The 12,203-nt window shown below is 55.2% G+C and carries 14 protein-coding genes; 2 read left to right on the forward strand and 12 right to left on the reverse strand.

Going from position 1 to position 12,203, the window contains the following annotated elements; translation table 11 throughout:
- Positions 1–21: 21 nt before the first annotated feature.
- The 10 genes from dagF to pmbA form a co-directional block, all read right to left on the reverse strand.
- Positions 22–762 (reverse strand): 2-dehydro-3-deoxy-phosphogluconate aldolase, encoded by a 741-nt coding sequence (gene dagF / locus JQN59_RS20755; protein WP_149607496.1) that lies wholly within the window; start codon positions 760–762, stop codon positions 22–24.
- Positions 759–1,877 carry a DgaE family pyridoxal phosphate-dependent ammonia lyase gene (locus JQN59_RS20760; RefSeq protein WP_032942188.1) on the reverse strand — a complete coding sequence of 373 codons (1,119 nt, stop codon included), beginning with the start codon at positions 1,875–1,877 and terminating at the stop codon, positions 759–761. Before JQN59_RS20760 ends, dagF begins: the two co-directional genes overlap by 4 nt.
- Positions 1,861–2,994, reverse strand: coding sequence for an amidohydrolase/deacetylase family metallohydrolase (locus tag JQN59_RS20765; RefSeq protein ID WP_048236266.1), 1,134 nt, complete (start codon positions 2,992–2,994; stop codon positions 1,861–1,863). Before JQN59_RS20765 ends, JQN59_RS20760 begins: the two co-directional genes overlap by 17 nt.
- A 113-nt stretch (positions 2,995–3,107) precedes the next feature.
- Positions 3,108–3,752, reverse strand: coding sequence for a DUF4310 family protein (locus JQN59_RS20770; RefSeq protein WP_003830379.1), 645 nt, complete (start codon positions 3,750–3,752; stop codon positions 3,108–3,110).
- A gap of 11 nt (positions 3,753–3,763) precedes the next feature.
- Entirely contained in the window at positions 3,764–4,540 is a 777-nt protein-coding gene (locus JQN59_RS20775) for a DUF4311 domain-containing protein (protein ID WP_003025764.1), read from the reverse strand.
- Positions 4,541–4,562: 22 nt separating this feature from the next.
- A complete protein-coding gene (locus JQN59_RS20780; RefSeq protein ID WP_003025762.1) occupies positions 4,563–4,862 on the reverse strand; it encodes a DUF4312 family protein in 300 nt (99 codons plus the stop codon).
- A gap of 2 nt (positions 4,863–4,864) precedes the next feature.
- On the reverse strand, positions 4,865–5,227 hold the full coding sequence (locus JQN59_RS20785) for an SFCGS family glycine-rich protein (RefSeq protein ID WP_003830384.1): 363 nt from the start codon (positions 5,225–5,227) through the stop codon (positions 4,865–4,867).
- Between the two features lie 10 nt (positions 5,228–5,237).
- Positions 5,238–5,546, reverse strand: a complete 309-nt coding sequence (locus JQN59_RS20790; RefSeq protein ID WP_003025758.1) for a glycine dehydrogenase — start codon at positions 5,544–5,546, stop codon at positions 5,238–5,240.
- 332 nt (positions 5,547–5,878) lie between these two features.
- Positions 5,879–6,265 carry a cytochrome b562 gene (gene cybC, locus JQN59_RS20795; protein ID WP_003025756.1) on the reverse strand — a complete coding sequence of 129 codons (387 nt, stop codon included), beginning with the start codon at positions 6,263–6,265 and terminating at the stop codon, positions 5,879–5,881.
- 86 nt (positions 6,266–6,351) lie between these two features.
- Complete coding sequence (gene pmbA / locus JQN59_RS20800; RefSeq protein ID WP_003830385.1) at positions 6,352–7,704, reverse strand: metalloprotease PmbA; 1,353 nt, start codon at positions 7,702–7,704, stop codon at positions 6,352–6,354.
- Positions 7,705–7,799: 95 nt separating this feature from the next.
- On the opposite strand from pmbA, the gene yjgA reads away from it, so the two are divergent.
- Positions 7,800–8,351 carry a ribosome biogenesis factor YjgA gene (yjgA, locus tag JQN59_RS20805; RefSeq protein ID WP_008786039.1) on the forward strand — a complete coding sequence of 184 codons (552 nt, stop codon included), beginning with the start codon at positions 7,800–7,802 and terminating at the stop codon, positions 8,349–8,351.
- Positions 8,352–8,450: 99 nt separating this feature from the next.
- On the opposite strand, the gene mpl is transcribed toward yjgA, so the two are convergent.
- Complete coding sequence (gene mpl, locus JQN59_RS20810; protein WP_003830388.1) at positions 8,451–9,827, reverse strand: UDP-N-acetylmuramate:L-alanyl-gamma-D-glutamyl-meso-diaminopimelate ligase; 1,377 nt, start codon at positions 9,825–9,827, stop codon at positions 8,451–8,453.
- Positions 9,828–10,002: 175 nt separating this feature from the next.
- Here mpl and fbp point away from each other — a divergent pair, with 175 nt between their 5' ends.
- Positions 10,003–11,001 (forward strand): class 1 fructose-bisphosphatase, encoded by a 999-nt coding sequence (fbp, locus tag JQN59_RS20815; RefSeq protein WP_003830390.1) that lies wholly within the window; start codon positions 10,003–10,005, stop codon positions 10,999–11,001.
- A 76-nt stretch (positions 11,002–11,077) separates the two neighbouring features.
- Here the strand turns inward: fbp and JQN59_RS20820 are convergent, their stop codons facing one another.
- A complete protein-coding gene (locus JQN59_RS20820; protein ID WP_008786037.1) occupies positions 11,078–12,190 on the reverse strand; it encodes a methyl-accepting chemotaxis protein in 1,113 nt (370 codons plus the stop codon).
- Positions 12,191–12,203: the final 13 nt, after the last annotated feature.

Genomic DNA, 12,203 nt, shown 5'->3' on the forward strand with positions numbered 1-12,203 from the left:
GTCAGTTTCCTCATCAGTCAGTTAGCCTACGCAGGCCCGGGTCATCGCCATCAGTTGGCGTACGTCGTCCGGACGAGTGTTACCACTCACCTTATCAATAATCGAACTATAGATGTGAGGAATGATTTTACTCACTCCGGCATCGAGGGCAATTTGCAGGATTTCAGTGAAATTATCCAGATCGATACCGCCGGTTGGCTCCAGCCAGAAGTCATGACGGGCGCAGGCCTGCGCGACCGCAATGTACTCGTCACGGCATTTCAGGCCGCCCATCGGGAAGTATTTAATTGAGCTACCGCCCATGTCTTTGAGCAGCGCAATCGCGGTTTCTACCGACACAATACCGTCCGGCGACTGGCTGCTTAGCGGACCAGTGGAGATTTTCACCCTGCCCGGCGTGCCGGTTGGCGAGACCAGACCGTTGACCACTGTATCCTGCTGGCCCAGCAGCGCGCGACTGGTAGCCACGCCGGTAAAGACCTGATTGACATGCTGTGGCTGCACCTGACGGGAGATTTCACTGACCATCGCCGACTGGTTAGGATCGCCCGCCCCCAGCCCCACGGAGAGCGCATTGTCGATAAGGGCCGCGTATTCACGCATATCCGCTACCGCGCTTGCGACATCCGGGTAATTTTTTGACAACACGCCAACCAGCACGTGTCCTTCCGCCGCCGCATAAATGTCCCGGGCATTTTCTTTGGAGCCTGCCAGCACGTTCAGGCAGACGCGGTCACGATAAAAGTTAGGGGTCAGTTTCATGCGTTTTTCTCCTGCGAAATCACTTCACCAATTCGACGGGCCACAATCTCCAGCTGCGCGCGATCGACGCTGCGCACATCGGCTTCGATAATGCCTTCATTGGCTTTGTAACCACGGAAGTAAATCGCGTACTCCCCCTGTTTCAGCGCATCGACCAGTTCCCCCGTGGCGATCCCGGTGACCGCTTCATCAAACTTAATTTCCGTGCGCGCGATGTCGCGCCCTGCACTATCCCACACCACGCGGGCGCTCACGCCGTTAAGCTGGTTCAAGGCATTAATGAACGGCGTCATTTTCTCGACCATCTCCGCGCCGCTCTCTTTCTGCGCGTTCAGATACAGTTCGATGGCGCAGGTCAGGCCAAGAATCCCCTCTTTGCCCACCTTCATCGCCCGGCCAATTCCCGCCGTCTGGCGCTTCACCCACTCAACGTATTGGGTTTTACCAATCACCAGACCACTGGTTGGTCCTTCTATCGCCTTGGCGCCGCTATAAATCACCAGATCTGCACCAACCCGGTAGTAGCACTGCAAATCCTCTTCCGCCGCCGCGTCCACGATCAGCGGCAGATTATGCGTACGCGCCACCACCGCAGCCTGCTCCACGCTGAGCATACTTTTCTGGACGCAGTGGTGAGATTTGATATACAGAATGGCCGCCGTACGCGGTGTAATGGCCGCCGCCAGCTGCGCCGCGGAACATTCGTTGGCATAACCGGCTTCCACTAACTTGCCGCCGCCAAGCGCTACCATGGTGCCTACCGGAGCGCCAAAGTTGACGTTGTGACCTCTGGGCAGCACGATTTCGTTGTTCTCGATGGGCGTGACGTGCAGGTTCTCCAGCAGCCAGTCGCTGTCTTTAACCAATACGCCAGCCACCGACAGGGCAATCCCGGCCGAGGCGCAAGAGACAACCGTTGCCCCTTCCACTTCCAGTAATTTCGCGATGTAGTCGCCGGTTTTATTGACCAGGTCTTTCATCTCGAAATATTGGTTCATTCCCGCCATCGCGGCTTCAACCACTTCTGGTCGCGGCGTGGAAACGCCGAGCGCCGTCATGCGGCCGGAGGTATTAATCACCTGTTTTAAATCGTATTTCTCAAAAATCGAAGGCATGTTCCGCGCTCCCTTGTTCGGTCATATAGCCCTTGCCCGCACGTATTGCGGCAAGCGGCACCAGCAGTTGTTCAGCCTGCAGGCTGTCGTTTTCTGCATCTACCAGCACGGTTGGCTGGCGCTTAAGCGTAAAGAGGGTTAAATCGGCGTCCAGACCGACCTGCAGCCGCCCCTTCTGTTTCAGGCGCAGACCATCGGCGGCATTGGCGGTAACGCATTCAATGACCTGCGGAAGCGACATCCCAATGGCGAGGAATTTCGACATCACATTCGCCAGGGAATGCACCGGGCCGCTGATACGGTTACGACAGTAAATATCGGAGCTGATGGTGTGCGGCAAAATACCCAGTTCGATAGCGCGTTTTGCCACCGCAAAGCTCAGGCTGGCGGTGCCATGCCCAACGTCCAGACGCACGCCGCGTGAAATCGCCCGCGTCACTGACGCCCGCAGCTCGCCTTGCGGCGTCAGAATGCGATTCGGCTTACCGTTGTAACAGTGGGTAATGATGTCACCTGCGCTCAGGCGCTCGGCGATCTCATCCAGGTCCGGTGGGTTGTTGCCGATGTGCACCATCAGCGGCAGATCACCGTTCTGCGCTTGCATCGCTTTGGCGCGATCCAGCGGCGTGATGCCATTTTCACCGACTACGCTGCTGCTCATACGTGCCTTCAGACCGACGATAAAATCAGGGTGGCGTTTCACCGCCTCTCGTACCGCATCAGCGTCAATATTGGCCATGTTGGCCAGCTCATTCTGGGCGATAAGCCCAACGCGGGAGATATTCAGCAACGCGTACACTTCGGTGGCAGCTTCCCGGGTCAGGGTGTAAAAATCGTCGATGTCATCCGCCCCGGTACTGCCCGCATCCACTACGGTAGTGACGCCGGTCGCAATACCAACGCTATCCGGCTGGTCGTGGTAAATCGGGGATTTCGCGTAGCAATGAACGTGGGAGTCAATCCAGCCTGCGCTGACGTAGCACTCACCGCCCAGCTCGATGGTTTTCAGCGCCGGGCCATCAACGTCACCCAACGCCGCGATCTTGCCGTCTTTGAGCGCAATATCGCTCACCGTATCGTCAACGAGGCGCGCACGGCGCAGGAGTAAATCAAACATGTCTCTCTCTCCTGTTGAAATGGGGGCGGTCGTGTAGGCCTGATAAGCGCAGCGCCATCAGGCGTCATTGCCGGATGGCGGCTGCGCCTTATCCGGCCTACAACGACACACCATCAACTAATGGCAATCGGGAAGATGGACCCGAGGATCATCGCGCCGAGGATCGCCCCGCCGGTAATCGGTTTTTGCCACAGGTAAAACAGCAGCGCGCCTGCCAGAGAACCGATTCCGATAGGAATCGAAGCCGTCATCGCGCTGAGGATAATCAACGGCCCGAGGAAGCGTCCGGAGGCGTTACCGGCCCCCATCATGACGTCCGCACCGTAGGTCGAGTCGCTCTGGTTGATGGTGAACTTACGCGCCAGAATGATGATGTAGCCAATCGCCAGACCAATCACCAGACCGGTGACCAGCGAGGCGGCGAAGTTGGCGACCGGGAAGATAATGCCCGCGCCCAGCAGCAGCGCCGGAACACCTAACCCAACCCCGGTCTGAATCGCCCCGCCGATATCCAAAATCCCCACCAGCGAACCTTCAATAATGCGGGCAAACAGGAAGCTTGCGCCAAATGCCGCCACTGCTCCGTAGGATCCGGTATCCATTCCCGCCTTCAGCATCGCCACAAAAGCCACTTCGTTAAATGCGCCAATACCGTACAGGTAGTACATGTGTGTTCCGGCAAACACGCCAGAGGAGAGCAGGCCCACAAAGATCGGGAACGACCAGTCAGCGAACCAAAAACCTTTATTCTGTTCCATGATGACCTCCGTTATTTGCCGCTGAGCGAGTTGTGGATAAGTTCGAGCCAGTTAGGCACGGTCAGATGGAAGGATTCGATCATCTTCATATCGAAGCCACGGAAGAAGCCACTCAGGACAAACAGCGCGACGATAGCCACCATCATCACTTTAGTGACGTGGTTCCAGCCGCTCTCTTCAACACCTTTGCCGATCAGAATGCCGAGAACCAGACCCGGAACGGCGTTACCCATGATCAGCTGCGCCGCGCCGCCAAAAACGGTGGCCCAGAAGCCAGATTTCTTACCGGCGTCGATCGCCGCCAGCCAGAAGATTACTGGCATCACGGTGTTAACCAGCAGGTTAGCCGCGGGCACCAGCACCTTGACGGCGGTAACCTGCAACGCTTCCGGTACGGATGATGCGGTGAGGTTCAGGAAGGTCACCACGATCATCCCGATAACGCCGCAGGCAATTGCCATGCGTTTGGGGTCGTGCAGCGTTTCACCGACGTTGCGATTTTTAATCATCAGCGCGGCGGCGCCCCAGTTGGGGATGATGCGATGGTCGACGTCCTGCGTGAACGCCCCCGCCGCAACAGAGGAAGCCCAGGCGTTAAAGAAGAAGCCCAGGCCGAACGAGAAGTGAGAAGCCGGATCCCCTTCGCAGGAATTCAGTTCTCCCAGAGTACGAAACGCGCCCATCCCTTGAGTGGTAGGCGCATGAAACATGCGTGCAGCCCCAGCGCCGACACCAACGCCAACCAACGCGCCGATGATGAGCGATTTTATTAATATTATCAGGAACATAATTATGCCTTTTAATAGAAAATCAGCGTTGCGTAACGAAATCCACCTTGTCGAGATTGATGGCAGTCACGTTGACGGTCACGTCCAGCTCCACGCTGAAAGTGCGTCTTTCCCGGCGCAAAAAGAGGAATAAAAACGCCTCTTTACGCACCGATTCACGCGCTTGAACAACCTGCACATCCTGTGGCTCAATACGCAGTAAGATATGCGGCGACGCTTTCATCACCGCAGCCTGAACGTGGTTCAGGGCATCGGCAAAGGCGCGAGCTTTGGTCTCGCCCTTACCCGTGACTCTCACCGTGGTGGTGAATTGCTCTTTCATGCTTAAGCGCCGTGTTTCTTTTGCCACGCCTGCACCAGGCGCTCGCCGAGCTCTTCTTTGTCCATAAAGCCGAATCCCAGTACGTTGCACCCTTCGTTGATGGCGGTTACCCCTTCATCGACCGATCGCATGCCGTATTTCGCCTTGTAGCCGTATTTGGTCTGCGCGGTAATCGCACCCGCACCACCGCTGCCGCAAAACGAGATACCAAAGGTGGCGTTTTCCGCTTTCATCACGTCACCCAGCTTCATATCTGCTGCAACGCCCGGCACCACAACGGCACGACCACCCGCTTTCTCTACGCCTGCCGCCACTTTCTGGCCTTTACCCAGACGATCGCCAATCACTACGGTAATCTGTTCCATCTTTTGCTCCTTAAAGGTTGTCTTTCGCGACTTCGAAGTGCACCGACAGCAGCCAGGCCTCTTCCTCAGGAAGATTGCCAAACTCGGCGACCACGTCGCGGGCAAGCGCCATTGATTCGGCAGATATTTCATCAAACAAGCTGGCATCGACCTCTGGTAAGGGTTCACCCGTTACCGAGCGGTGCGCCATGGCGCGAACATGCGACGTCAGCATCTGTTCCTGTACGGCGTTGGGAATAATGTTGCGTTCACGCAGCAAGGCATACACCTGCGCCAGCATGCGGTCGGCCAGTTCCACCGATTCCCCCATGTCATTCATTACAGCTCCGTTATTCACTCGTCTTACCCCGTTAATGTCTCTGAGGATAAATTAGCGACGGAGGTTATGAGTTTGTAGCGAGTTGTTTTCCACTTCGAAGTGGAAAGGTGTGCAGCGATAGTGATCTGTGCCGCAAAAAGAGCTGGAACCACGATTTATCACTGGAAGAATGTGATTGAGATCGCAAGAGCGAGCAGAAAAATGGAAGGAAGTGCGAACAATGAATGGGCGATAAAAATGAAAAAATGTGATGGGGATAGCGTTTACTTATGGGACGTGCAGTAGCGGGGTGTTGTATCCGACCTACGGGTATGCAGGCCGGATAGCGCAGATTAGCGGAACTTCTTGTGGTTTTCGTTGCGCGTGGTTTTCAGCTCTTCCGCAACGGCTTTCGCCTCTTTAACTTTACCTTCGTTCGCCAGCTTCAACGCACCGTCGATCTGACCGATCAGCGTGTCAAAGCCGTGGCGGAAATCCTTCATCTCCGGGCTGTCCGGGGATTTGTTTTCCAGCTTCGGCGGCGTTCCCTTTTGCGCGTCCAGCGCAGCTGCACGCATTTTGGTTAACGCATCTTTCAGCTCAGTCGCATTATCCGTTTTTTCGACGATTTTCAGGTTGTCGTTGAGGATCCCCATATCGTCTTCAAGATCGGCTGCAAACGCAGAAGAACCAAGAACCAGCGTTGAAGCTGCGACGATCGCTAACAGGTGTTTACGCATTGCTCACTTCCTTTTTTATTATTCAAAAATAAACAAACGCCAGATACCCTCAATAATTCACGCCACAGCTTGAAGTATGACGGGTATTATTGCCCGGCGATCTTCATCTCCGGCAACAGGACCGAACCACACTGAATATTACTGCGCGTTTCAATATCGTTGCCGACGGTGACGATATTACGCCACATCTCTTTTAAGTTACCGGCGATGGTAATTTCACTCACCGGGTACTGAATTTCGCCGTTTTCGACCCAGAAGCCCGCCGCGCCGCGCGAGTAATCGCCGGTAATGCCGCTTACGCCCTGTCCCATCAGCTCGGTAACCACAAGACCTGTGCCCATCTCTTTGAGCAACTGCTCGAAGCTTAGACCCTGTCCCGGAATTCGCCAGTTGTGGATCCCGCCTGCATGTCCGGTGCTCTTAAGCCCCAGCTTACGTGCAGAATAATTGGTCAGCAGCCACTGAGTCAGCACACCGTCTTTAATAATGTCGCGGCGTTCGGTCCGTACGCCTTCGCTGTCGAACGGTGAAGACGCCAGCCCTTTCAGCAGGTGCGGATGTTCTTCAATGGTCAGCCATTCCGGCAGAATTTGTTTGCCCAGCGAGTCGAGCAGGAAGGTGGATTTGCGGTACACCGAGCCGCCCGCAATGGCGCCAACCAGGTGTCCGAATAGTCCAGTCGCCACTTCATTGGCGAAAATCACCGGCGCTTTCATGGTGGAAAGCTTACGCGGAGACAGGCGTGATAAGGTACGGCGAGCGCAGTCTGCCCCCACCCACTCCGGCGTTTGCAGATCGCCCATCGCCCGGCCAATGGTGTAAGCGTAATCACGCTCCATATCACCATTTTCTTCTGCAATTACGCAGCTGGAAAGGGAATGGCGCGTGGAGCAGTAGCCCTGCAGCATACCGTGGCTGTTGCCAAACACTTTGATACCATAGTGGCTGTTAAAGCTGCCGCCTTCGGTGTTGGTGATGCGTTTGTCGGCCTGCAACGCCGCCTGTTCAGCGCGGGCAGCCAGTTCGATAGCTTCGTCAGGGGAAACTTCCGCCGGGTGGAACAGGTCCAGATCGGGCGCATCAAAGGCCAGCAGTTCTTTATCTGCCACGCCCGCACACGGGTCCGGCGATGTGTAACGTGCAATGTCCAGTGCGGCCTGCACGGTGCGTGCAATCGCCTGCGGGCTTAAATCGGTGGACGATGCGCTGCCCTTACGGTTCTGGTGGTAAACCGTAATCCCCAGTGCACCATCGCTATTGAATTCGACGTTCTCCACTTCACCATAACGGGTGCTGACGCTAATACCCGTGGTCTTGCTCACAGCGACTTCCGCGCCATCCGACTTACCTGATGCTAATTCCAGTGCCGTCGAGACTGCTTCTTCCAGAATCTTACGCTGCGCTTCAACTTGTGAGATTACTTTCATCGCAAATGCCATAATGTAGAGAGAGTTTCTCTGAAGTCTAACAGAGAACCGTTTTTCAGTGCGCATCTTAACTGGTAACATTAGCCTCTTTTTTTAAGGAGCCTGACATGACTAAGCAGCCCGAAGACTGGCTCGACGACGTTCCCGGTGATGACATCGAAGACGAAGACGATGAAATTATCTGGGTCAGTAAAAGTGAAATAAAACGTGACGCCGAGGAGTTAAAACACCTGGGTGTGGAACTGGTAAAACTGGGGAAAAACGCGCTGGATAAAATCCCGCTCGATGCGGATTTACGTGCCGCGATTGAGCTGGCCCAGCGTATTAAGATGGAAGGTCGCCGTCGTCAGCTGCAGCTGATTGGCAAAATGTTGCGCCAGCGCGATGTTGATCCTATCCGTCAGGCGTTGGACAAGCTGAAAAACCGTCACAACCAACAGGTCGTTGTCTTCCATAAGCTGGAGCAACTGCGTGACCGTATGGTTGACGGTAGCGATGAAGCTATCGAAGAAGTGATGAACCTGTGGCCTGACGCCGACCGTCAGCAACTGCGTTCGCTGGTGCGTAACGCCAGGAAAGAAAAAGCGGGCAACAAGCCGCCAAAATCTTCCCGCCAGATCTTCCAATATCTGCGTGAACTGGCGGAAAACGAGGCCTAACCTCTTCGTCCGCCGAAAGTGCCGGATGGCGGTGCAAATACCTTATCCGGCCTACGATCCGTTGTAGGCCCGGTAAGCGTAGCGCCACCGGGCATTTTTTTACTCTTCTTCTGCCTGAGCTTTCTTCGCCAGACCATCCAGCAGTTTTTGATGAATACCGCCAAACCCGCCGTTGCTCATCACCAGAATGTGATCGCCAGGCTGTGCGGTTTTCACCACCATATCTGCCAGTGCATCCACATCGCCGCTCCAGTGTGCCGGCTGAACGCAGGCTTCAGCGACTTCTGCTACCTGCCACGGAATGTGCGGGGGTTGCAGCAGGAACACTTCGTCTGCACGCCCTAACGACGGCGCCAGATCGTCTTTGCACAGACCCATTTTCATGGTGTTCGAGCGAGGTTCCAGCACCGCGATGATGCGCGCCGTGCCGCCCACTTTACCGCGCAGTGCCGCAAGCGTTGCCAGAATGGCCGTCGGGTGATGGGCAAAATCGTCATACACCGTCACGCCATTGGCTTCACCGCGCAGCTCAAGACGGCGACGGGCGTTGATGAACGAGCCCAATGCATTGGCCGCATCCGCAGGCACGACGCCAACATGACGCGCGGCTGCAATCGCCATCAGGCCGTTGTGCATGTTGTGCTCGCCCACCAGGCCCCACTTCACTTCGCCGACTTTTTCACCGTCCAGCCACACTTCCCACTCGGAGGCATCGGTGGTCAGCTTTTTCGCCTGCCAGTGACCTTGTTCGCCCACCAGCTCTTGTTCGCTCCAGCAGCCCATCGCCATCGTCTGTTTCAGATTGATGTCGTTTTCCGGGTAGATGATGCGTCCCTGGCCCGGCACGATACGCACCAGATGGTGGAACTGTTTCTGAATAGCTTTAAGATCGTCAAAGATATCCGCGTGATCGAACTCAAGATTATTGAGGATCAGCGTGCGCGGGCAGTAATGTACGAATTTAGAACGCTTGTCGAAGAACGCACAGTCGTACTCATCCGCTTCAATCACGAAGAAGTCGCTCTCGCCGAGGCGCGCGGAAACCTCAAAGTTGCCCGGAACGCCGCCGATCACAAAGCCAGGTTTATAGCCGCAGGCTTCGAGGATCCAGGTCGCCATTCCGGCGGTAGTGGTTTTGCCGTGCGTACCCGCAACCGCCAGTACCCAGCGATCGCGCAAGACAAAGTCATGCAGCCACTGCGGGCCAGACATGTACGGAATGTTCTTTTCCAGCACCGCTTCCACGCACGGATTACCACGGGTCATGGCATTGCCGATGATCACCAGGTCCGGCTGTGGGTCGAGCTGGCTGGCATCGTAACCCTGAATCAGATCAATGCCTTGCTTCTCAAGTAAGGTACTCATCGGCGGATACACATTGGCGTCCGAACCGGTTACTTCATGACCGAGCGAGCGCGCCAGCATCGCCAGACCGCCCATGAAAGTGCCACAAATTCCCAAAATATGAATGCGCATACGTCACTATCCTTTTTTAATCTGGGGGCCATTTTACGCACATGTCCGGCAAGTGAGAAACGCATTTCAGGATATTCCGCAGTTTGCTGGCGCGATTCACCTAAGCGCAACAAAGGAAATATTTGTTAATATTGTTGCGGTCGCTTTACTCCACATAAATTGCAGGGAAAGTGTTATGAAAACGTTAGGTGAATTTATTGTCGAAAAGCAGCACGAGTTTTCTCATGCTACCGGTGAGCTCACTGCTTTGTTGTCGGCAATAAAGCTGGGCGCCAAGATCATCCACCGCGATATCAATAAGGCCGGTCTGGTCGATATCCTGGGTGCCAGCGGTGCTGAGAACGTGCAGGGAGAGGTTCAGCAAAAACTCGATCTGTTCGCGAACGAAAAACTGAAAGCTGCACTGAAGGCGCGCGACATTGTGGCGGGCATTGCCTCAGAAGAAGAAGATGAAATCGTCGTCTTTGAAGGCTGTGAACACGCTAAATACGTTGTGCTAATGGATCCGCTGGATGGCTCATCCAACATCGATGTTAACGTCTCTGTCGGTACGATTTTCTCTATTTACCGCCGCGTAACCCCAGTCGGCACACCGGTCACGGAAGAGGATTTCCTGCAACCGGGCAACAAGCAGGTTGCTGCAGGTTACGTTGTTTATGGTTCTTCCACCATGCTGGTGTATACCACCGGCTGTGGCGTACATGCCTTCACTTACGATCCTTCTCTGGGCGTATTCTGCCTCAGCCAGGAACGTATGCGCTTCCCGGCGAAAGGCAGCACGTACTCCATTAACGAAGGTAACTACATCAAATTCCCGAACGGCGTGAAGAAGTACATTAAATTCTGCCAGGAAGAAGATAAGCCAACCCAGCGCCCGTATACCTCGCGCTACATTGGCTCTCTGGTTGCAGATTTCCATCGCAATCTGCTGAAAGGCGGGATCTACCTGTACCCAAGCACCGCCAGCCACCCGCAAGGGAAACTGCGTCTGCTGTATGAATGCAACCCGATGGCCTTCCTGGCCGAGCAGGCGGGCGGCAAAGCCAGCGATGGTAAAGAACGCATTCTGGATATCACCCCAGAAAGTCTGCACCAGCGCCGCTCCTTCTTCGTGGGGAACGACCATATGGTTGAAGATGTAGAACGCTTTATCCGCGAGTTCCCGGACGCGTAAGTATCATTCATCGCACGGACGTAGGCCGGATAAAACGCGTAGCGTTGCCATCCGGCCTACAAAATCCATCGTCCGGTTACGCTTTCTGTAGCTTAAATACGGCCATTGCTTCGATTAGCGCTGAAGACTGCTCTTCCAGCGAGCGGGTAGCCGCTGAAGACTGCTGTACCAGCGCCGCGTTTTGCTGCGCCGTTTCATCCATCTGAATCACCGCGATATTCACCTGCTCTATGCCGCGACTCTGTTCCTGGGACGCACTGGCAATTTCACGCATCAGTTTGGTCATACGCATAACCTCGGTCGCGATTTCATCCATGGTTTCGCCCGCCTGCTGCGCCAGCTCGCTGCCTTCCCCCACATGGGTGTGCGAATCGCTGATTAGCGTACGGATCTCTTTGGCCGCCTCGGCGCTGCGGCTGGCCAGATTACGCACTTCACCAGCCACAACCGCAAAGCCCCGCCCCTGCTCACCAGCCCGCGCCGCTTCAACGGAAGCATTGAGCGCCAGAATATTGGTCTGGAAAGCAATGCCATCAATCACGCTGAGGATGTCGGCGATTCGGCTGGAACTTCCGGAAATATCGCGCATTTTCTCGATCACATAGCATACCATTTCGCTACCGCGATCGGCGGTATCCGACACCGATTTTGCCAGCTGGTGCGCCTGTTCCGCGTTCTGCGCATTCTGTTTCACCGTCGCCGTGAGTTCTTCCATGCTGGCGGCGGTCTGCTCCAGCGAAGTGGCTGTCGATTCAGTGCGTTGCGCCAGGTGCTGGTTACCGGCCGTTAGTTCACGACTGCCAATATCAATTTGCGAGCTGGCATCGCGTACGCGCTGTACCGAGTCGCCCAGCGCATGGCGCATGTCATCCATTGCTGCGTTCAGGCGGTTGAATTCGGCGCTGGCCGACAACGCGGTAACCGGCGACAAATCCCCCGTTGCCAGACGTTCCAGTTGCTCAACCATGTTATCCAACGGTTTGAGAAACTTATTTCGCAGCATAAACCAAATGACCGCCAGCAATGCGATAGCAGCCAACATTGCAGCGCTCATAATACCGTGATAAATCAAAGAGGTAATGACACGGGTAGACGCATATAGCCCCATGCCACCGGTCAGTAACAGAAGGAACGTCAGCAGAGACAATAACACCAACAAACTTGATCGAATTGAAAGGGATTTTGGCATCGTTATATTTCCG

It is taken from the genome of Citrobacter sp. B72 (genome assembly GCF_016894305.1).
Lineage (GTDB): Bacteria > Pseudomonadota > Gammaproteobacteria > Enterobacterales > Enterobacteriaceae > Citrobacter > Citrobacter portucalensis.